This is a genomic window from Vreelandella zhanjiangensis DSM 21076 (assembly GCF_000377665.1).
Lineage (GTDB): Bacteria > Pseudomonadota > Gammaproteobacteria > Pseudomonadales > Halomonadaceae > Vreelandella > Vreelandella zhanjiangensis.
This window is the reverse complement of record NZ_KB898650.1, coordinates 206,085-223,843: the sequence shown is the minus strand read 5'-3', so window position 1 is coordinate 223,843 and position 17,759 is coordinate 206,085. Positions and strand designations below refer to the sequence as shown.

Below are 17,759 nucleotides of genomic sequence, written 5' to 3'. Positions count from 1 at the left end.
GACTGCTTGCCGTCACGCTGCGTTTGCAGCGTAAGCAACGTAATGTTCAATATGAATATGACGGTCTGATAAGAGTAAGGTCGGGCAATGCAGGGTGTTAAACGCCTAGTGCGAGTCCCGGGTTTACCTGAAGGATCCTTAATTGAGGGCTTATCATGCCTAGAAGAAGAGTTGTAGCTAAGCGCGAAATCCTGCCGGATCCCAAGTTCGGAAGTGAGCGTCTGGCGAAGTTCATGAACCACCTGATGGTCAGCGGCAAGAAGTCCATAGCTGAGCGCATCGTTTATGGTGCGTTGGACAAGGTTGCCGAGCGTAGTAGTGAAGAGCCGCTGGAAATCTTCGACAAGGCGCTGGAAACCATCCAGCCGATGGTCGAAGTGAAGTCGCGCCGCGTTGGTGGTGCAACTTATCAGGTGCCGGTTGAAGTTCGTCCGTCTCGTCGTCAAGCGCTGGCTATGCGCTGGCTGGTAGACGCGGCGCGTCGTCGCGGTGAGAAAACGATGGTTCAGCGTCTGGCAGGCGAAATGCTGGATGCCGCAGAAGGTAAAGGTTCAGCCGTTAAGAAGCGCGAAGACGTGCATCGTATGGCCGAAGCCAACAAAGCTTTCTCGCACTATCGTTTCTAAAAGCGTCGTTTCTAAGAGCGTCGCTTTTAAGAAAGACGTTTCGACGTACGGCGTTTGTAAGCGCAGTGTTTGTAGAGTTCGCGTTTATATATGCACGTTGTTTCAGCAGGGCGTCATTGAAAGTGGTAAGTCGAGTCGCTTTGTTGCAACACCCCGCCGTTATCATTCTGTGATAGCGGCGGTAGCGTAAGGCTCACTTTTGCCGCTGCTAAATTAACGAGCATCGCCAACTAACGGGAGTTTCACCGTGGCACGCAAGACACCACTTAAGCGTTATCGCAATATTGGTATCGTAGCGCACGTCGACGCGGGTAAAACCACGACGACCGAGCGTGTACTGTTCTACACCGGCCTTTCCCACAAAGTGGGCGAAGTGCACGACGGTGCGGCGACGACTGACTGGATGGAGCAGGAGCAGGAGCGTGGTATTACTATCACCTCAGCTGCTGTAACTACTTTCTGGCAGGGTATGGCCAAGCAGTTCGACGAGCACCGCATCAACATCATCGATACACCTGGGCACGTTGACTTCACTATCGAAGTTGAGCGTTCACTGCGTGTTCTTGATGGCGCGGTCGTTGTACTGTGCGGTTCTTCCGGCGTTCAGCCGCAGACCGAAACCGTATGGCGTCAGGCCAACAAGTACGAAGTACCGCGTATGGTCTTCGTCAACAAGATGGACCGTACCGGCGCTGATTTCTTCATGGTTGTTGACCAGTTGAAAGAGCGTCTGGGTGCGAATGCCGTGCCGATCCAGATTAACTGGGGTACGGAAGAAGACTTTAAAGGTGTTGTCGACCTGATTCAGATGAAGGCTATCCTGTGGGATGAGGCGAGCCTGGGTATGAATTTTGAGCTTGTGGATATTCCGGCTGAGCTGCAAGAAACTGCCGAGAAATATCGCGAGCAAATGGTTGAAGCCGCTGCCGAAGGCTCTGATGAGCTGATGGAGAAGTACCTGGAGGGTGGTGAGCTTTCGATCGAAGAGATCAAGGCTGGCCTTCGTGCACGTACTCTGGCTAACGATATCGTTCTGGTTACCTGTGGTTCTGCCTTTAAGAACAAAGGCGTTCAGGCAGTACTGGACGGCATTATCGAATACATGCCTTCGCCGACTGAAGTTAAGGCGATCGAAGGTGAGCTGGACGATAAAGACGGCACCATCGCTACTCGTGTAGCCGATGATAGCGCACCGTTTGCGGCGTTGGCATTCAAGATCGCGACCGACCCCTTCGTTGGTACGCTGACCTTTATCCGCGTCTACTCGGGTGTTCTGAAGTCTGGTGACGGTGTATATAACTCCGTTAAGCAGAAGAAAGAGCGCGTTGGTCGTATCGTTCAGATGCACGCCAACTCGCGTGAAGAGATTAAAGAGATCCTGGCAGGCGATATTGCAGCATGTATCGGCCTGAAAGACGTCACCACAGGTGACACTCTGTGCGATATCGATAACAAGATTGTTCTCGAGCGCATGGAGTTCCCGGATCCGGTTATCTCTGTAGCCGTTGAGCCGAAGTCTAAGGCTGACCAGGAAAAAATGGGTATTGCACTGGGCAAGCTGGCTCAGGAAGATCCTTCATTCCAGGTTAAAACCGACGAAGAAACCGGCCAGACCATTATTTCTGGTATGGGCGAGCTTCACCTGGACATCATCGTTGACCGTATGCGTCGCGAGTTCAAGGTTGAGGCTAATATCGGTAAGCCGCAGGTAGCGTACCGCGAAACTATTCGTGGCAGCGTTGAGCAGGAAGGTAAGTTTGTACGTCAGTCTGGTGGTCGTGGTCAGTACGGTCACGTTTGGCTACGTATCGAGCCGCTGACTGCTGAAGAGAAGGGTGAAGGCGAAGCTGAGATTTTCTTCAAATTCAACTCTGAGATCGTAGGTGGTACGGTTCCCAAGGAATACGTCCCCGCGGTTGAGAAAGGTGCTTACGAGCAGCTTAAAAACGGTGTCATCGCGGGTTACCCGATGATCGACGTTAAAGTGTCGCTGTTCGATGGCTCTTTCCATGACGTAGACTCTAACGAGACTGCGTTCAAGATTGCTTCTTCTATGGCAGTGAAGGAAGGTGCCAGGAAGGCCAAGGCCGTGCTGCTGGAGCCGGTGATGAAGGTCGAAATCGTGACTCCCGAAGAATTTATGGGTGACGTCATGGGCGACCTGAGCCGTCGTCGCGGTCTGGTGCAGGGCATGGATGACTCTTCTGCTGGTAAAGTCATTCGTGCAACGGTGCCGCTGGGTGAGATGTTCGGTTATGCAACCGACCTGCGCTCACAAACCCAGGGCCGTGCGAGCTACTCTATGGAGTTCTCGAAGTACGACGAGGCGCCCTCCAGCGTCGTTGAAGCCGTCATCAATCAAAACGGTTAACCGTTAGCTAACGTAAAGAGGTTATAGCAGTGGCTAAGGAAAAATTCGAACGTTCCAAACCGCACGTCAACGTCGGCACCATCGGTCACGTCGACCACGGTAAAACGACCCTGACTGCGGCCCTGACCCGCGTGTCTGCTGAAGTTTTCGGCGGCGACTGGCGTGAATTTGATACTATCGATAACGCTCCTGAAGAGCGTGAGCGTGGTATCACCATCGCGACTTCGCACGTTGAGTACCAGTCTGAAGAGCGTCACTACGCACACGTTGACTGCCCAGGACACGCTGACTACGTCAAGAACATGATCACCGGTGCTGCGCAGATGGACGGCGCGATCCTGGTATGTTCTGCCGCTGACGGCCCGATGCCGCAGACTCGCGAGCACATCCTGCTGTCTCGCCAGGTAGGCGTTCCGTTCATCGTTGTGTTCCTGAACAAAGCGGACATGGTTGATGACGAAGAGCTTCTCGAACTGGTAGAGATGGAAGTTCGCGAACTCCTCGACCAGTACGACTTCCCGGGTGACGACACGCCGATCATCACTGGTTCTGCGCTGATGGCTCTGAACGGTGAAGATGAGAACGGCATGGGTACTACCGCCGTTGCTAATCTGATCAAAGCTCTGGATGAGTACATCCCTGAGCCGGAGCGTGCTATCGACCAGCCGTTCCTGATGCCGATCGAAGACGTATTCTCTATCTCTGGCCGTGGTACTGTTGTTACCGGTCGTGTAGAGCGCGGTATCGTTAAAGCTGGTGAAGAAGTAGAAATCGTAGGTATTCGCGATACTTCTAAAACCATCGTTACCGGTGTTGAAATGTTCCGTAAACTGCTCGACGAAGGTCGTGCTGGTGAGAACGTTGGCGCCCTGCTACGTGGTACTAAGCGTGATGACGTTGAGCGTGGTCAGGTTCTGGCCAAGCCGGGCACCATCAAGCCGCACACTACCTTCGAAGCAGAAGTTTACGTACTGTCCAAAGAAGAAGGTGGTCGTCATACGCCTTTCTTCAAGGGCTACCGTCCGCAGTTCTACTTCCGTACCACTGACGTAACTGGTACTTGTGAACTGCCGGAAGGTGTTGAAATGGTAATGCCGGGTGACAACGTTCAGATGGTTGTTACTCTGATTGCTCCGATCGCTATGGACGATGGTCTGCGCTTCGCAATTCGCGAAGGTGGTCGTACCGTTGGTGCTGGCGTTGTGGCAAAAATCGTTCAGTAATCATTTTACTTGATCGATGAAGGGGGCTCTCGCGAGCCCCCTTTTCTGCGCACCAATAGCAAATGTTTGACATGGGCTTTTGGCGTGCCTATAATGCGCATCCTTTGAATGCGTGGGTAGACGGCTCGCGCCGTCGACATCCATTGGAGTTTAGGGCAAATGCAGAACCAAAAGATTCGCATTCGGTTGAAAGCTTTCGACCATCGCCTGATCGATCAGTCCACAGCGGAGATTGTTGAAACCGCTAAGCGTACTGGTGCTCAGGTTCGTGGACCGATTCCGCTGCCGACCAACCGCGAGCGCTATACCATTCTGATTTCACCGCACGTCAACAAAGACGCGCGTGACCAGTATGAGATTCGCACGCACAAGCGTGTGCTCGACATCGTTGAGCCAACTGAGAAAACTGTTGACGCGCTGATGAAGCTCGATCTCGCTGCTGGCGTAGACGTGCAAATCAAGCTCAACTAATTACACTAGACACTTGCGGCCCAGCGTTCATCACTTTTATCGCATGAACAGCAGCCGCCGCGCCGTGAGGCGCCATACAATGTGCTAGTGGAATGCTCTGGAAAGGGCAGCCATAGCGGGTGATAGCCCCGTACACTATAGGAGACTGAGTATGACTATCGGTTTAGTCGGTAAAAAGGCCGGGATGACCCGTGTCTTTACCGAAGATGGCGCATCCGTGCCCGTAACCGTTATTGAAGTTGATCCTAACCGTGTTACACGCGTTAAGACTGTCGAGTCTGACGGTTACGCAGCGGTTCAGGTCACTACAGGTTCTCGTAAAGCCAAACACCTCACCAAAGCCCAGGCAGGTCAATTTGCCAAGGCGGGCGTTGAGGCTGGTCGTTCGCTGATGGAATTCCGCCTTGCAGAAGGTGAGGAAGCTCCTGAAGTGGGTGGCGAAATCACCGTATCCCTCTTTGAAGCTGGTCAAATGATCGACGTGACCGGCACCTCTAAGGGTAAAGGCTTCCAGGGTGCTGTTAAGCGCTGGAACTTCCGTACCCAAGACAACAGCCACGGTAACTCCCTGTCGCATCGCGCACCGGGTTCTATCGGCATGTGTCAAACACCAGGTCGCGTATTTAAAGGCAAAAAAATGGCCGGTCAGATGGGTAACACCCGCTGCACCGTACAGAGCCTTGAGATCGTCCGTGTTGACGCCGAGCGTAACCTGCTGCTGATCAAGGGCGCCGTACCGGGAGCACCCGGCAGCGACGTTATCGTTCGCAGCGCCGTGAAAGCTGGCTGAAGGGGATAATTACCAATGAATCTGAATCTTGCTGCAGGCACGGGTACCGTTGAAGTAGCCGACGCCACTTTTGGCAAAGAATTCAACGAAGCGCTAGTTCACCAGGTTGTTACCGCCTATTTGGCTGGTGGCCGTCAAGGTACTCGCGCTCAAAAGAGCCGTTCCGATGTTCGCGGTGGTGGTAAAAAACCGTGGCGTCAGAAAGGTACCGGTCGTGCACGTGCCGGCACCATCCGTTCTCCGCTGTGGCGCAGTGGCGGCGTAACCTTCGCGGCACGTCCGCAAGACTACACCCAGAAGGTTAACCGCAAAATGTACCGCGCGGCGATGCGCTCCATCTTGTCTGAGCTGGTACGTCAAGAGCGTTTAGTCGCTATTGAAGAGTTCAGCGTCGAAGCGCCCAAGACCAAGCAGGTAGCTGCCAAGCTGAAAGAGCTCAACCTTGAAAAAGTGTTGATCATCACTGAAGAACTTGATGAAACGCTCTATCTAGCCGCACGCAACCTTCCCCACGTTGACGTGGTGGATGTCGCGGCAGCTGACCCGGTTAGCCTGGTTGCCTTTGATAAGGTCCTGGTTACCGTCTCCGCCCTGCGTAAATTCGAGGAGAAGCTGGCATGAACCAGGAACGCGTATTCAAGGTTCTGCTTGGACCGCACGTGACCGAAAAGGCCGCGATGGCTGCAGAGCGCAACCAGTACGTTTTCAAGGTGGCGTCTGATGCTACCAAGCCCGAGATCAAGAAAGCCGTTGAAGCACTGTTCGGCAAGAAGGTCGGCAGCGTTCAAGTGCTGAACGTGAAGGGTAAAACCAAACGTACTGCACACGGCGTTGGTCTGCGTAAGGGTTACCGCAAAGCGTATGTGACCCTGGCTGCGGGCGAAACGCTCGAAGACTTCTCTGGCGCCGAATAAGGGCAGGAGTACGGATAATGGCAATCGTCAAGACCAAACCCACATCCGCCGGTCGTCGCCACGTCGTTAAGATCGTTGGTGAGGAACTGTACAAAGGCCGTGCTTATGCACCGCTTTTGGAAAAACAGTCCAAGTCCGGTGGACGTAATAACTACGGTCGCATCACCACCCGCCACGTGGGCGGTGGTCATCGTCAACACTACCGTTTGATCGACTTCAAGCGCACCAAGGATGGCATTCCAGCCACCGTTGAGCGTCTGGAACACGATCCCAACCGTAGTGCGCATATTGCTTTACTGAAATATGCAGATGGCGAGCGTCGTTACATCATTGCACCGAAAGGTGTCAGCGCGGGTGACGTGCTGGAATCTGGTGTAAACGCGCCCATCAAGAAAGGCAATGCTTTGCCGCTGCGCAACATCCCGCTCGGTTCTACCGTTCACGGTATCGAACTGAAGCCGGGTAAAGGCGCGCAGATTGCTCGCAGTGCCGGTACTAGCGCCCAGCTGGTTGCTCGTGAAGGTAACTACGCCACTTTACGTCTTCGCTCTGGCGAAATGCGTAAGATCCTGGCTGAGTGCCGCGCAACCTTGGGTGAAGTGAGCAACTCCGAGCACAGCCTGCGTCAACTTGGCAAGGCCGGTGCGAAGCGCTGGAGAGGCGTGCGCCCGACTGTTCGTGGTGTCGCGATGAACCCGGTGGATCACCCGCACGGTGGTGGTGAAGGCCGCACCAGCGGTGGTCGTCACCCGGTATCCCCGTGGGGCGTACCGACTAAGGGTCACAAGACGCGTAAGAACAAGCGCACCGACAAGCTGATTATCCGTCGTCGTAACAAGACGCGTTAATCGAAATTGCCAAGAACTTAAGAGGTAACGGCTGTGCCACGTTCACTAAAGAAAGGTCCCTTCATTGACCTTCATCTTTTGAAGAAGGTAGAGGCTGCAGTGGAGAAGAACGATCGCAAACCAATCAAGACTTGGTCGCGTCGTTCGATGATCCTACCCAACATGGTAGGTCTGACTATTGCGGTCCATAACGGACGCCAGCATGTCCCGGTGCATGTCTCCGAGGAAATGGTGGGTCATAAACTTGGCGAATTCGCTGCTACTCGCACATATCGCGGGCATGCTGCGGACAAGAAAGCCAAACGGTAAGCCAGAGAGGATTGAGAGATGGAAGTCACAGCTAAGCTGCGTGGCGCTCGTTTATCCGCCCAGAAGGCCCGTTTGGTGGCTGACCAGGTGCGCGGTAAACCGGTCGCCGAAGCTATTGACCTGCTGACCTTCTCACCGAAGAAGGCTGCCAAGCTGGTTAAGAAAGTGCTTCAGTCCGCCATCGCGAATGCGGAAGAAAACAACGGCATGGACATCGACGAGCTGCGTGTCTCGACCATCTGCGTCGATGAGGGCATGACGCTCAAGCGTATCAAGCCGCGCGCCAAAGGCCGTGCGGATCGTATCTTGAAGCGCACCTGCCACATCACCGTCAAGGTAGCCGAGAAGTAGGAGTCGACCAGATGGGTCAGAAAGTCAATCCAACAGGCATTCGACTGGGCATCGTCAAAGACCATGCTTCTGTCTGGTATGCCGAGCGCGGCGCCTATGCCGATAAGCTCAATAACGATCTCGAAGTGCGCAGCTTCCTGGAAGAGCGTCTTAAAAACGCCTCCGTAAGCCGCATTCACATCGAGCGTCCGGCTAACAATGCTCGCATCACCATTCACACTGCCCGTCCGGGTATCGTGATTGGTAAAAAGGGTGAAGATGTCGACCGTCTGCGTCGCGATCTCACCGAGATGATGGGTGTCCCGGTTCATGTGAACATTGAAGAAGTTCGCAAGCCGGAGCTGGATGCCAAGCTAGTCGCTGCTAACGTAGCGGGTCAGCTTGAGCGTCGCGTAATGTTCCGTCGTGCCATGAAGCGCGCGGTACAGAACGCAATGCGTCTTGGCGCTGGCGGTATCAAGATTCAGCTGTCAGGTCGTCTTGGTGGTGCCGAAATCGCACGTACCGAATGGTACCGCGAAGGTCGTGTTCCGTTGCACACTCTGCGTGCGGATATTGACTACGCCACTTACGAAGCTCACACCACCTATGGCGTCATCGGCGTTAAAGTGTGGATCTTCAAGGGCGAAATCCTCGGTGGTATCGAGGAAGTACGTGCCAAGGCTAAGCAACAACAGCCTGCCGGCAACGCGCCCAAGAAGAAAGGTTCCAGGTAAGGGGAGAGCGAGTCGATGTTACAGCCCAAGCGTATGAAATTCCGCAAGATGATGAAAGGCCGCAACCGTGGCCTGGCGCATCGCGGAAGCAAGATCAGCTTCGGGGAATACGGTCTGAAAGCTACCGGTCGCGGCCGCATCACTGCGCGTCAGATCGAAGCCGGCCGTCGTGCGATCACACGTCACGTTAAGCGTGGCGGTAAAATCTGGATCCGCGTTTTCCCTGACAAGCCGATTTCCAAGAAGCCGCTCGAAGTTCGTATGGGTAAAGGTAAAGGTTCTGTTGAGTACTGGGTAGCCCAGATCCAACCGGGTCGGGTCCTGTACGAAATTGAAGGTGTATCCGAAGAGCTGGCCCGTGAAGCATTTGAGCTGGCCGCACAGAAGATGCCCTTGTCCACCACCTTTGCGAAACGGACGGTGATGTGATGAAAGCACAGGAAATTCGTGAAAAGTCCGCAGGAGAGCTCAAAGAGCAGCTCCTCGAGCTACTCCGCGAGCAGTTTAACCTGCGCATGCAGAAGGCCACTGGCCAACTGAGCCAGACTCATCTGCTCAAGCAGGTCCGTCGGGATATCGCCCGCGTTAAGACTATGCTCAACGAGAAGGCAGGTGATTGAGATGGCCGAAGAGAAAAAAACCCGTACGCTCACCGGCAAGGTGGTGAGCGACAAGATGGATAAATCCATCGTCGTTATGATCGAGCGTCGTGAGCGTCACCCGATCTACGGAAAATACGTTAAGCGCTCCACCAAGCTGCACGCCCATGATGAGGCGAACCAGGCTAAGGCAGGCGATACGGTTTCCATTCAGGAGTGCCGTCCGCTTTCCAAGAAGAAAGCTTGGACGCTGGTCGAGGTGGTCGAGCAAGCCAAGGGTTAATTCCCTTAGCTTGTCCAACCAGTGCAGTCAGATTAGGTTTGGAGAAAACCGATGATTCAGACTCAGACAATGCTGGATGTCGCCGACAACAGCGGAGCGCGCCGGGTGCAATGCATCAAGGTGCTAGGCGGTTCACACCGTCGCTACGCCCGTGTTGGTGACGTCATTAAGGTAACGGTGAAGGAAGCTATTCCGCGTGGCAAGGTCAAAAAAGGCCAAGTGCTAAAAGCGGTAGTAGTTCGCACCCGTAGTGGCGTCCGTCGTAGTGACGGTTCGCTGATCCGTTTCGATGGAAATGCGGCGGTTTTGTTGAATAACACCAACGAACAGCCGATCGGCACGCGCATCTTCGGGCCGGTTACTCGTGAGCTTCGTAATGAGAAGTTCATGAAGATCATTTCCCTAGCGCCTGAAGTGCTGTAAGGAGCGAGGCGGATATGCAAAAGATCAAACGTGACGATGAAGTCATCGTCATCGCCGGGAAGGATAAAGGCAAGCGTGGCACTGTTAAGCGGGTATTAGAAAGCCGCTTCGTGGTGTCCGGTGTGAACATGATTAAACGTCACACCAAGCCGAATCCCATGGCGGGAAATCAGGGCGGTATCGTCGAGCGTGAGGCTCCGATTCACGCGTCCAACGTAGCCATCTTCAATTCGGAGACCGGTAAGGCGGATCGCGTCGGCTTCCAAGTTAAGGAAGACGGTACCAAGGTACGTATCTACAAGTCGACGCAGACGCAGATCGACGCCTAACGCGAGTCGGGTAGCAAAATGGCGAACTTGAAAGAACGTTATCAAAACGAGGTGGTAGCTCAACTCAAAGAGCAGTTCAGCTACGCCAACGTTATGCAGGTACCCCGGGTCACTAAAGTGACTCTGAACATGGGTATCGGCGAAGCGGTTAGTGATAAAAAGCTGATCGATAATGCCGTCGGCGACCTGGAGAAACTCTCCGGTCAAAAGCCGCTGGTGACCAAAGCACGTAAGTCCATCGCGGGCTTCAAGGTGCGTGAAGGTTGGCCTATCGGTGTCAAAGTAACACTGCGCGCTGAGCGTATGTGGGACTTCCTGGACCGTCTGGTAAACATCGCGATTCCTCGTGTGCGTGACTTCCGTGGTCTAAACCCGAAGTCTTTTGATGGTCGCGGCAATTACTCCATGGGTGTGCGTGAGCAGATCATCTTCCCGGAGATCGAGTATGATAAAATCGATCGTATCCGTGGGTTGGACGTCACTATCACTACTACTGCCAACACCGACGAGGAAGGTCGTGCGCTGCTTGCAGCACTGAACTTCCCGTTCAAGAAATAAGGGTTGGATCATGGCTAAGAAAAGTATGATAGAGCGTGAGCTCAAGCGTACGCAGCTGGTCGAGAAGTATGCGGCCAAGCGTACTGAGCTCAAGGCAATCATCTCAAACGTGAATACGTCTGAGGAAGAGCGCTTCGAGGCGACGCTGAAGCTGCAGCAACTGCCGCGCGACTCAAGCCCGGTACGTCAGCGTAACCGCTGCCGTATCACGGGTCGTCCGCACGGTTTTTACAACAAGTTCGGCCTTGGCCGTAACAAGCTGCGTGAAGCCGCCATGCGTGGCGACGTTCCTGGTCTGAAAAAGTCCAGTTGGTAACGCCACGTAGATTCATCAGGAGCGCACATTAAATGAGCATGCAAGACACTCTGGCGGATATGTTTACCCGTATCCGCAATGCGCAGATGGCCACCAAGGAGACGGCTACCATGCCGTCTTCCAAGTTGAAAGTGGAAGTGGCCCGCGTGCTAAAGGAAGAAGGCTACATTACCGACTTTACGGTGGCTGAAGGCGTTAAACCTGAGCTTACCGTGACTCTCAAGTACTTTGAGGGCAAGGCGGTTATTGAGCACATTCAGCGGGTTTCCAAGCCGTCTTTGCGTCAATACAAAGGCAAGGACAACCTGCCTAAGGTTGCCGATGGTCTGGGTATCGCGATTGTCACCACTTCCAATGGTGTCATGACCGACCGTGCCGCACGCCAAGCTGGCGTCGGTGGCGAAGTCATCTGCACCGTATTCTAGGAGGCTGGAATGTCCCGCATAGCGAAATATCCGGTTAAAGTGCCTGCTGGCGTCGACGTTAAAATCGATGCTGGCCAGCTGACTGCTAAAGGCGGCCAGGGCACGCTGTCTATGCCCATTCACCAGGACGTGGTGATTGGTCAAGAAGACGGCCAGCTGACCTTCGTCCCGAGCGAATCAGCCAAGAGCTGGGCAATGGCCGGTACTACCCGCGCCTTGGTTCAGAACCTGGTACAGGGCGTATCCGAGGGTTTCACAAAGACTCTCGAAATTGTTGGCGTCGGTTATCGTGCCCAAGCTAAGGGCCAGACGCTCAATCTTTCACTGGGCTTCTCGCACCCGGTCGATTACATTCTGCCTGAAGGTGTTGTCGCGGAAACGCCGAAAAACACCGTTATCGTGCTGAAAAGCGCGGACAAGCAGAAGCTCGGTCAGTGCGCCGCGGAAATCCGCGCTTTCCGTCCGCCTGAGCCGTATAAAGGCAAGGGTGTTCGGTACGCCGACGAGCAGGTGCGTCGCAAAGAAGCCAAGAAGAAGTAAGGCAGGGTTATGAACGCGAAGAAAGAATCTCGTCTCCGTCGTGCCCGCCGCGCTCGCGCCAAGATCCGCGAGCTGGGCGTGTATCGCCTGTGCGTCAACCGTACCCCGCGTCACATCTATGCGCAGATTATCTCGCCGGATGGTGGCAAAGTGTTGGCCAGCGCTTCAACGCTGGACAAAGCACTGCGCGAGGGTGCGACCGGCAACTCAGAAGCGGCCTCTAAGGTCGGTGCTCTGATTGCCGAACGCGCTAAAGAAGCAGGCATCACCCAGGTGGCCTTCGACCGTGCTGGCTTTAAGTATCACGGTCGCGTCAAGGCTCTGGCCGACGCCGCTCGTGAAGGCGGCCTGGAATTCTAAAGGGTTTTACGATGGCGAAGAACGAACAGCAAAACGGTGATCTGCAAGAGAAGTTAGTGCAGGTCAACCGCGTCGCCAAGGTGGTCAAGGGTGGTCGTATTTTCGGCTTCACCGCACTGACCGTCGTGGGTGATGGTAAAGGTCGTGTTGGTTTCGGTCGTGGCAAGGCGCGTGAAGTGCCGGTTGCGATCCAGAAAGCAATGGACCAGGCTCGTCGCAACATGGTCAAGGTTAACCTTGCAGGCAGCACGCTGCAGTATCCTGTGAAAGCCCGTCACGGCGCTTCCAAGGTTTACATGCAGCCGGCTTCCGAAGGTACCGGTATCATCGCCGGTGGCGCTATGCGCTCTGTACTAGAGCTTGCTGGTGTCCACGATGTACTGGCCAAGTGCTACGGTTCCACCAACCCGGTTAACGTGGTTCGAGCGACTGTTAATGGTCTCTCTTCCATGCAAGCACCGGAAGACATTGCCGCTAAGCGCGGTCTGTCTGTCGAAGCGATCACGGGGTAAGGCACCATGGCAGCAACGATCAAGGTTACCCAGATCCGCAGCACCATCGGCGTTTTGCCCAAGCACAAGTCTACTATGAAGGGCTTGGGTCTGCGTCGCATCGGTCATACGGTTGAACTGGAAGACACCCCTGCCGTACGCGGCATGATCCACAAGGTTAACTACCTTGTGCGCGTTGAGGGAGAGTAATCCATGAAACTCAATACCCTGAGTCCGGCACCGGGCTCCAAACACGCTGAAAAGCGCGTTGGTCGTGGTATCGGTTCCGGTCTTGGTAAGACCGGCGGCCGTGGCCACAAAGGTCAGAAATCACGCAGTGGCGGTAGCGTCAAGCCTGGTTTCGAAGGCGGTCAGATGCCGTTACAGCGTCGTCTACCGAAGTTCGGCTTCACATCAGCTAAATCGCTGGTGTCTGAAGAAGTACGCCTGGCCGAGCTTGCCAAAGTTTCCGGTGAAGAAGTCACCATGGAAACACTGAAGCAAGCCAACGTGCTGAAGGATGCGACGCTACACGCGAAGATCATCCTTTCTGGCGAACTGAAAAAAGCAGTTACCGTTCGTGGTATCAAGGTCACCAAAGGTGCCCGTGAAGCGATCGAAGCTGCTGGCGGCAAGGTAGAGGACTAAATGGCCAAGTCAGGAAATATGCCGGCGATGGGCAACGGTCTGAGTGAACTGTGGGCGCGCTTGCGCTTCGTGCTCCTCGCCATCGTGGTGTACCGAATCGGTGCCCATATTCCCGTTCCCGGTATCAATCCTGACCAGCTTGCTGCCTTGTTTAGGGAGCAACAGGGCACCATCCTGGGCATGTTTAACATGTTCTCGGGTGGCGCCCTGGAGCGCATGAGCGTCCTCGCTTTGGGTATCATGCCCTATATTTCAGCGTCGATTATCATGCAGCTGATGACTGCGGTCTCACCCCATCTTGAACAGCTTAAGAAGGAAGGTGAGTCCGGCCGCCGCAAGATTAGTCAGTACACCCGCTACGGCACGGTGATACTGGCTCTTGTCCAGGCTACCGGTATGTCGGTCGGCCTGGCTAGCCAAGGCATCGCTTACAGCGCTGACTTTAGCTTCTATTTCACCGCCGTGATTACGTTTGTGTCAGGCGCGGTGTTTATGATGTGGCTAGGTGAGCAGATTACCGAAAAGGGGATCGGCAACGGTATTTCGCTGCTGATCTTCGCCGGTATCGTCGCTGGGCTGCCCAGTGCCGTGGGGCAAGCGTTCGAGCTCGCTCGTAACGAAGGGGCCTGGAATGTTCTCCCGCTGTTAGCGCTGTCAGTGCTAGGTATTGCCACGGTTGCGTTTGTGGTGTTCATTGAACGCGGTCAACGCCGCTTGAAAGTGAACTACCCGCGTCGCCAGGTGGGCAACAAGATGTATGCAGGTCAAAGCAGCTACCTGCCTTTGAAAGTGAATATGGCAGGTGTTATTCCTGCGATCTTCGCGTCCAGTATTCTGCTCTTCCCGGCCTCTATTGGCCAGTGGGTCGGTGCTGGTGAAGGTATGGAGTGGTTGCAGCGTGCATCACAAGCTTTAGCCCCCGGGCAACCGCTTTACATCTTGCTTTTCGCGGCGGCAGTGGTATTCTTCTGCTTCTTTTACACAGCGCTGGTCTTCAATCCGAAGGATGTAGCTGACAATCTGAAAAAGTCAGGTGCGTTCCTGCCGGGCATTCGTCCCGGCGAGCAGACCGCTCGCTATATCGATAAAGTCATGACTCGTCTGACTTTGTTCGGTGCCCTGTATATCACTGCGGTTTCCCTGATGCCCCAGTTCCTGATCGTTGCGTGGAATGTGCCATTCTTTTTTGGCGGTACTTCGCTTCTGATCGTGGTAGTGGTCATCATGGACTTCATGGCCCAGGTGCAGTCACACCTCATGTCGCATCAGTATGACTCGGTGATGAAGAAGTCCAACCTGAAAGGCTACGGTAGCGGCGGCATCATGCGCTGAGGCGCGCCGACCGTATTGGAGAGAACGATGAAAGTTCGAGCTTCCGTAAAGAAAATGTGCCGTAACTGCAAGATCATTCGTCGCAATGGCGCTGTCCGCGTCATCTGCATCGAACCGCGGCACAAGCAGCGTCAGGGTTAATTCCTACGTTGCTTTAAGTGGGTGTTTGGCATACCCCTTGCCTTCGGGCAGTTAAAGGGGTATGCTGTTGCGCCTTTTGTAGATGAACAAACGAGCAAGCCGCTCAAATTTCGGAGTAAGCTGATGGCCCGTATTGCAGGCGTCAATATCCCGGACAACAAGCATGCGGCGATCTCGCTGACCTATATCTTCGGGATTGGCCGTACCCGCGCTCAGCACATCTGTGCTGCTGCTGGTATCGAGCTGACTACCAAGATCCAGGATCTGTCTGGCGAAGAGCTGGATACCCTGCGTTCTGAAGTTGGTAAGTACACCGTAGAAGGCGACCTTCGTCGTGATGTAACGCTGAACATTAAGCGTCTCATGGACTTAGGCTGCTACCGTGGTCTGCGTCATCGTCGTAGTCTTCCGCTGCGTGGTCAGCGGACAAAGACTAACGCGCGCACCCGTAAGGGCCCGCGTAAGCCGATCCGCAAATAATACGCAGGCTCTTTAATAGAGAGCCGGCGTTAAGACAGGAATAGACATCAACATGGCTAACCCGCGTAGTAACCGTAAAAAGGTTAAAAAGCAGGTAGTGGACGCCGTTGCGCATATCCATGCCTCTTTTAACAACACGATCGTGACGATCACAGACCGCCAGGGCAATGCGCTTTCTTGGGCAACTGCCGGTGGTTCGGGTTTTCGTGGTTCTCGCAAGAGCACCCCGTTCGCTGCTCAAGTAGCAAGTGAGCGTGCAGCAACTGCTGCAGCCGAGTATGGTGTGAAAAACGTAGACGTACTGGTTAAAGGCCCAGGTCCCGGTCGTGAATCCGCCGTGCGCGCACTCAATGCCGCAGGCTTCCGCGTGCAAAGCATCGTAGACGCGACGCCCATTCCCCATAATGGCTGCCGTCCGCCTAAGAAACGCCGCGTTTAAGGAGACAGATTCATGGCTCGTTATATTGGACCGAAGTGCAAACTGTCTCGTCGTGAAGGCACCGATCTCTTTTTGAAGAGTGGCGTGACTCCCTTCGAGAAAAAGTGTAAATCCGAGCAGATTCCGGGTGTACACGGCCAACGTCGTCAGCGTCTTTCAGACTACGGCTTGCAGCTTCGCGAGAAGCAAAAAGTACGTCGCATGTATGGCGTACTCGAAAAACAGTTCCGTAACTACTACAAAGAAGCTGCTCGCCTGAAAGGCGCGACCGGTGAAGTATTGTTGCAGTTGCTCGAATCCCGACTGGATAACGTCGTCTACCGTATGGGTTTCGGCTCGACTCGCTCTGAAGCGCGTCAGCTCGTTAGCCATAAGGCAGTTTCCGTGAACGGCCGTACCGTTAACGTAGCTTCCTACCAAGTGAAGCCGGGTGACGTTGTTGCCATTCGCGAAAAGGCGAAGAACCAAGCCCGTATTCAAAGCGCGTTGTCCATTGCGGCCAACCGTGGCGATATTGTTTGGATCGAAATCGACGCCAAGAAGATGGAAGGCACTTTCAAGGCTCTGCCTGAACGCGGTGACCTGACTGCCGACATCAACGAAAACCTGATCGTCGAGCTGTACTCCAAGTAAGCGGCGTTAATTAATCTCTGCTTCTTGAAGCCTGGGCGGGGTAGCAAAGCTAACCGCCCAGATGCTCTTGAGTACTTGTTCTTAAGAACACAGTATCCGTTTGGCAGCCTGAAAGGTGTTCATATGCAGCGTTCAGTGACAGAGTTTCTTCGTCCTCGCGATATCAAGGTAGAAGAAATCAGCGCACATCATGCCAAGATCGTTCTCGAACCGTTCGAGCGTGGTTTTGGTCACACCCTGGGGAATGCACTGCGTCGCATTCTGCTTTCGTCTATGCCCGGCGCTGCCGTGGTAGAGGCTGAAATTGCTGGTGTAGAGCACGAGTACAGTGCGCTCGAAGGGGTGCAGGAAGATGTCATCGAAATCCTCCTGAACTTGAAAGATGTTGCGATCAAGATGCACAGCCGCGATGAGGCGGTGCTCTCGCTGAACAAGCAGGGCCCAGCCGTCGTCACTGCTGGCGACATTGCGCTTGATCATAGCGTCGAAATCGTCAACCCGGACCACGTCATTGCACATGTCAATGAAGGTGCCGAGCTGAAAATTCAGCTTAAGGTAGCGCTGGGTCGTGGCTACGAACCGGCTGACGCCCGTGGCTCTGATGAAGAGACCCGTGCTATTGGCCGCCTGCAGCTGGATGCCACCTTCAGCCCTGTCCGCCGCGTTTCCTACTCGGTTGAAGCCGCTCGTGTTGAGCAGCGCACCGATCTCGATAAGCTGATTATCGATCTGGAAACCGACGGTACTTTGGATCCGGAAGAGGCTATCCGTCGCAGTGCGACCATTCTGCAAGAGCAGCTGGCCGCCTTCGTCGACCTGGAAGCTGATAAAGAGCAGGAAGTCGAAGAGGAAGAGGATCATGTTGATCCTATCCTATTGCGCCCCGTAGACGATCTTGAGTTGACCGTTCGCAGCGCGAACTGCCTAAAAGCCGAGAATATTTACTATATCGGTGATCTTATCCAGCGCACTGAAGTTGAGCTGTTGAAGACACCGAACCTCGGTAAAAAATCCTTGAATGAAATCAAGGACGTTTTGGCGGCGCGCGGCTTGTCCCTCGGCATGCGGTTGGAAAATTGGCCGCCCGCTAGCCTGAAGGACGACAAGGCCTCCGCGTGAGTGTCGACTCGAGTCCCAGTTTGG

Annotated in this window: 30 protein-coding genes; all 30 read left to right on the top strand. The window is 54.4% G+C overall.

Features of this window, described 5'->3' with window-relative positions:
- Positions 1-155: 155 nt before the first annotated feature.
- Positions 156-626, top strand: coding sequence for a 30S ribosomal protein S7 (rpsG, locus tag D467_RS0111855; RefSeq protein WP_018917738.1), 471 nt, complete (start codon positions 156-158; stop codon positions 624-626).
- A gap of 247 nt (positions 627-873) precedes the next feature.
- Positions 874-2,997, top strand: coding sequence for an elongation factor G (gene fusA / locus D467_RS0111850; RefSeq protein WP_018917737.1), 2,124 nt, complete (start codon positions 874-876; stop codon positions 2,995-2,997).
- A 29-nt stretch (positions 2,998-3,026) separates the two neighbouring features.
- Positions 3,027-4,220 carry an elongation factor Tu gene (gene tuf / locus D467_RS0111845; RefSeq protein ID WP_018917736.1) on the top strand — a complete coding sequence of 398 codons (1,194 nt, stop codon included), beginning with the start codon at positions 3,027-3,029 and terminating at the stop codon, positions 4,218-4,220.
- 159 nt (positions 4,221-4,379) lie between these two features.
- Entirely contained in the window at positions 4,380-4,691 is a 312-nt protein-coding gene (gene rpsJ / locus D467_RS0111840) for a 30S ribosomal protein S10 (RefSeq protein WP_007112007.1), read from the top strand.
- Between the two features lie 151 nt (positions 4,692-4,842).
- The gene (gene rplC, locus D467_RS0111835; RefSeq protein ID WP_018917735.1) at positions 4,843-5,481 is read left to right on the top strand and encodes a 50S ribosomal protein L3; all 639 of its coding nucleotides are present in this window, start codon (positions 4,843-4,845) and stop codon (positions 5,479-5,481) included.
- Between the two features lie 15 nt (positions 5,482-5,496).
- Positions 5,497-6,102 carry a 50S ribosomal protein L4 gene (rplD, locus tag D467_RS0111830; RefSeq protein ID WP_018917734.1) on the top strand — a complete coding sequence of 202 codons (606 nt, stop codon included), beginning with the start codon at positions 5,497-5,499 and terminating at the stop codon, positions 6,100-6,102.
- Entirely contained in the window at positions 6,099-6,395 is a 297-nt protein-coding gene (rplW, locus tag D467_RS0111825; RefSeq protein WP_009723902.1) for a 50S ribosomal protein L23, read from the top strand. Before rplD ends, rplW begins: the two co-directional genes overlap by 4 nt.
- A 17-nt stretch (positions 6,396-6,412) precedes the next feature.
- Positions 6,413-7,243, top strand: coding sequence for a 50S ribosomal protein L2 (rplB, locus tag D467_RS0111820; RefSeq protein ID WP_018917733.1), 831 nt, complete (start codon positions 6,413-6,415; stop codon positions 7,241-7,243).
- Positions 7,244-7,276: 33 nt separating this feature from the next.
- Positions 7,277-7,552, top strand: coding sequence for a 30S ribosomal protein S19 (gene rpsS, locus D467_RS0111815; protein WP_009098993.1), 276 nt, complete (start codon positions 7,277-7,279; stop codon positions 7,550-7,552).
- A gap of 18 nt (positions 7,553-7,570) precedes the next feature.
- Positions 7,571-7,903, top strand: a complete 333-nt coding sequence (gene rplV, locus D467_RS0111810) for a 50S ribosomal protein L22 (RefSeq protein WP_018917732.1) — start codon at positions 7,571-7,573, stop codon at positions 7,901-7,903.
- An 11-nt stretch (positions 7,904-7,914) separates the two neighbouring features.
- Positions 7,915-8,619: a 30S ribosomal protein S3 gene (rpsC, locus tag D467_RS0111805; RefSeq protein WP_018917731.1), complete on the top strand. Its 705-nt coding sequence runs from the start codon at positions 7,915-7,917 to the stop codon at positions 8,617-8,619.
- Positions 8,620-8,634: 15 nt separating this feature from the next.
- Entirely contained in the window at positions 8,635-9,048 is a 414-nt protein-coding gene (gene rplP / locus D467_RS0111800) for a 50S ribosomal protein L16 (protein WP_007112000.1), read from the top strand.
- Positions 9,048-9,239 (top strand): 50S ribosomal protein L29, encoded by a 192-nt coding sequence (gene rpmC / locus D467_RS0111795; protein WP_018917730.1) that lies wholly within the window; start codon positions 9,048-9,050, stop codon positions 9,237-9,239. The genes rplP and rpmC overlap by 1 nt, the downstream gene beginning before the upstream one ends.
- 1 nt (position 9,240) lies before the next feature.
- On the top strand, positions 9,241-9,501 hold the full coding sequence (rpsQ, locus tag D467_RS0111790; RefSeq protein ID WP_009723897.1) for a 30S ribosomal protein S17: 261 nt from the start codon (positions 9,241-9,243) through the stop codon (positions 9,499-9,501).
- 51 nt (positions 9,502-9,552) lie between these two features.
- Positions 9,553-9,924 carry a 50S ribosomal protein L14 gene (rplN, locus tag D467_RS0111785; protein ID WP_009723896.1) on the top strand — a complete coding sequence of 124 codons (372 nt, stop codon included), beginning with the start codon at positions 9,553-9,555 and terminating at the stop codon, positions 9,922-9,924.
- 14 nt (positions 9,925-9,938) lie between these two features.
- Entirely contained in the window at positions 9,939-10,253 is a 315-nt protein-coding gene (gene rplX / locus D467_RS0111780; protein WP_018917729.1) for a 50S ribosomal protein L24, read from the top strand.
- Positions 10,254-10,271: 18 nt separating this feature from the next.
- Positions 10,272-10,811 (top strand): 50S ribosomal protein L5, encoded by a 540-nt coding sequence (gene rplE, locus D467_RS0111775; protein ID WP_018917728.1) that lies wholly within the window; start codon positions 10,272-10,274, stop codon positions 10,809-10,811.
- A 10-nt stretch (positions 10,812-10,821) separates the two neighbouring features.
- Positions 10,822-11,127, top strand: a complete 306-nt coding sequence (gene rpsN, locus D467_RS0111770; RefSeq protein ID WP_018917727.1) for a 30S ribosomal protein S14 — start codon at positions 10,822-10,824, stop codon at positions 11,125-11,127.
- 32 nt (positions 11,128-11,159) lie between these two features.
- Positions 11,160-11,552 (top strand): 30S ribosomal protein S8, encoded by a 393-nt coding sequence (gene rpsH, locus D467_RS0111765; protein WP_018917726.1) that lies wholly within the window; start codon positions 11,160-11,162, stop codon positions 11,550-11,552.
- Positions 11,553-11,561: 9 nt separating this feature from the next.
- Entirely contained in the window at positions 11,562-12,092 is a 531-nt protein-coding gene (rplF, locus tag D467_RS0111760) for a 50S ribosomal protein L6 (protein WP_018917725.1), read from the top strand.
- Positions 12,093-12,101: 9 nt separating this feature from the next.
- Entirely contained in the window at positions 12,102-12,452 is a 351-nt protein-coding gene (rplR, locus tag D467_RS0111755) for a 50S ribosomal protein L18 (protein WP_018917724.1), read from the top strand.
- 11 nt (positions 12,453-12,463) lie between these two features.
- On the top strand, positions 12,464-12,964 hold the full coding sequence (rpsE, locus tag D467_RS0111750) for a 30S ribosomal protein S5 (RefSeq protein WP_018917723.1): 501 nt from the start codon (positions 12,464-12,466) through the stop codon (positions 12,962-12,964).
- A gap of 6 nt (positions 12,965-12,970) precedes the next feature.
- A complete protein-coding gene (gene rpmD / locus D467_RS0111745) occupies positions 12,971-13,153 on the top strand; it encodes a 50S ribosomal protein L30 (RefSeq protein WP_018917722.1) in 183 nt (60 codons plus the stop codon).
- A gap of 3 nt (positions 13,154-13,156) precedes the next feature.
- Positions 13,157-13,591 (top strand): 50S ribosomal protein L15, encoded by a 435-nt coding sequence (gene rplO, locus D467_RS0111740; protein ID WP_018917721.1) that lies wholly within the window; start codon positions 13,157-13,159, stop codon positions 13,589-13,591.
- On the top strand, positions 13,592-14,923 hold the full coding sequence (gene secY, locus D467_RS0111735) for a preprotein translocase subunit SecY (protein ID WP_018917720.1): 1,332 nt from the start codon (positions 13,592-13,594) through the stop codon (positions 14,921-14,923).
- 27 nt (positions 14,924-14,950) lie between these two features.
- Complete coding sequence (gene rpmJ / locus D467_RS19710; protein WP_009099023.1) at positions 14,951-15,064, top strand: 50S ribosomal protein L36; 114 nt, start codon at positions 14,951-14,953, stop codon at positions 15,062-15,064.
- Between the two features lie 123 nt (positions 15,065-15,187).
- The gene (gene rpsM / locus D467_RS0111730; RefSeq protein ID WP_018917719.1) at positions 15,188-15,544 is read left to right on the top strand and encodes a 30S ribosomal protein S13; all 357 of its coding nucleotides are present in this window, start codon (positions 15,188-15,190) and stop codon (positions 15,542-15,544) included.
- Positions 15,545-15,596: 52 nt separating this feature from the next.
- Entirely contained in the window at positions 15,597-15,983 is a 387-nt protein-coding gene (gene rpsK / locus D467_RS0111725) for a 30S ribosomal protein S11 (RefSeq protein WP_009099028.1), read from the top strand.
- A gap of 12 nt (positions 15,984-15,995) precedes the next feature.
- On the top strand, positions 15,996-16,616 hold the full coding sequence (rpsD, locus tag D467_RS0111720) for a 30S ribosomal protein S4 (protein WP_018917718.1): 621 nt from the start codon (positions 15,996-15,998) through the stop codon (positions 16,614-16,616).
- Positions 16,617-16,739: 123 nt separating this feature from the next.
- Positions 16,740-17,735 (top strand): DNA-directed RNA polymerase subunit alpha, encoded by a 996-nt coding sequence (locus tag D467_RS0111715; RefSeq protein WP_016915790.1) that lies wholly within the window; start codon positions 16,740-16,742, stop codon positions 17,733-17,735.
- Positions 17,736-17,759 lie beyond the last annotated feature (24 nt).

What these genes read in the sequence shown, in the direction of transcription:
- rpsE (WP_018917723.1), top strand. Translation starts at nt 12,464, where the DNA reads ATGGCGAAGAACGAACAGCAAAACGGTGATCTGCAAGAGAAGTTAGTG.
- rplO (WP_018917721.1), top strand. Translation starts at nt 13,157, where the DNA reads ATGAAACTCAATACCCTGAGTCCGGCACCGGGCTCCAAACACGCTGAA.
- rplR (WP_018917724.1), top strand. Translation starts at nt 12,102, where the DNA reads ATGAACGCGAAGAAAGAATCTCGTCTCCGTCGTGCCCGCCGCGCTCGC.
- rpsC (WP_018917731.1), top strand. Translation starts at nt 7,915, where the DNA reads ATGGGTCAGAAAGTCAATCCAACAGGCATTCGACTGGGCATCGTCAAA.
- rplC (WP_018917735.1), top strand. Translation starts at nt 4,843, where the DNA reads ATGACTATCGGTTTAGTCGGTAAAAAGGCCGGGATGACCCGTGTCTTT.
- rplX (WP_018917729.1), top strand. Translation starts at nt 9,939, where the DNA reads ATGCAAAAGATCAAACGTGACGATGAAGTCATCGTCATCGCCGGGAAG.
- rpsK (WP_009099028.1), top strand. Translation starts at nt 15,597, where the DNA reads ATGGCTAACCCGCGTAGTAACCGTAAAAAGGTTAAAAAGCAGGTAGTG.
- rpsM (WP_018917719.1), top strand. Translation starts at nt 15,188, where the DNA reads ATGGCCCGTATTGCAGGCGTCAATATCCCGGACAACAAGCATGCGGCG.
- rplB (WP_018917733.1), top strand. Translation starts at nt 6,413, where the DNA reads ATGGCAATCGTCAAGACCAAACCCACATCCGCCGGTCGTCGCCACGTC.
- secY (WP_018917720.1), top strand. Translation starts at nt 13,592, where the DNA reads ATGGCCAAGTCAGGAAATATGCCGGCGATGGGCAACGGTCTGAGTGAA.
- rpmJ (WP_009099023.1), top strand. Translation starts at nt 14,951, where the DNA reads ATGAAAGTTCGAGCTTCCGTAAAGAAAATGTGCCGTAACTGCAAGATC.
- rpsJ (WP_007112007.1), top strand. Translation starts at nt 4,380, where the DNA reads ATGCAGAACCAAAAGATTCGCATTCGGTTGAAAGCTTTCGACCATCGC.
- rplE (WP_018917728.1), top strand. Translation starts at nt 10,272, where the DNA reads ATGGCGAACTTGAAAGAACGTTATCAAAACGAGGTGGTAGCTCAACTC.
- rpsD (WP_018917718.1), top strand. Translation starts at nt 15,996, where the DNA reads ATGGCTCGTTATATTGGACCGAAGTGCAAACTGTCTCGTCGTGAAGGC.
- rpsG (WP_018917738.1), top strand. Translation starts at nt 156, where the DNA reads ATGCCTAGAAGAAGAGTTGTAGCTAAGCGCGAAATCCTGCCGGATCCC.
- D467_RS0111715 (WP_016915790.1), top strand. Translation starts at nt 16,740, where the DNA reads ATGCAGCGTTCAGTGACAGAGTTTCTTCGTCCTCGCGATATCAAGGTA.
- rplV (WP_018917732.1), top strand. Translation starts at nt 7,571, where the DNA reads ATGGAAGTCACAGCTAAGCTGCGTGGCGCTCGTTTATCCGCCCAGAAG.
- rplP (WP_007112000.1), top strand. Translation starts at nt 8,635, where the DNA reads ATGTTACAGCCCAAGCGTATGAAATTCCGCAAGATGATGAAAGGCCGC.
- rplN (WP_009723896.1), top strand. Translation starts at nt 9,553, where the DNA reads ATGATTCAGACTCAGACAATGCTGGATGTCGCCGACAACAGCGGAGCG.
- rplW (WP_009723902.1), top strand. Translation starts at nt 6,099, where the DNA reads ATGAACCAGGAACGCGTATTCAAGGTTCTGCTTGGACCGCACGTGACC.
- rpsQ (WP_009723897.1), top strand. Translation starts at nt 9,241, where the DNA reads ATGGCCGAAGAGAAAAAAACCCGTACGCTCACCGGCAAGGTGGTGAGC.
- rplF (WP_018917725.1), top strand. Translation starts at nt 11,562, where the DNA reads ATGTCCCGCATAGCGAAATATCCGGTTAAAGTGCCTGCTGGCGTCGAC.
- rpmD (WP_018917722.1), top strand. Translation starts at nt 12,971, where the DNA reads ATGGCAGCAACGATCAAGGTTACCCAGATCCGCAGCACCATCGGCGTT.
- rplD (WP_018917734.1), top strand. Translation starts at nt 5,497, where the DNA reads ATGAATCTGAATCTTGCTGCAGGCACGGGTACCGTTGAAGTAGCCGAC.
- rpmC (WP_018917730.1), top strand. Translation starts at nt 9,048, where the DNA reads ATGAAAGCACAGGAAATTCGTGAAAAGTCCGCAGGAGAGCTCAAAGAG.
- rpsN (WP_018917727.1), top strand. Translation starts at nt 10,822, where the DNA reads ATGGCTAAGAAAAGTATGATAGAGCGTGAGCTCAAGCGTACGCAGCTG.
- rpsH (WP_018917726.1), top strand. Translation starts at nt 11,160, where the DNA reads ATGAGCATGCAAGACACTCTGGCGGATATGTTTACCCGTATCCGCAAT.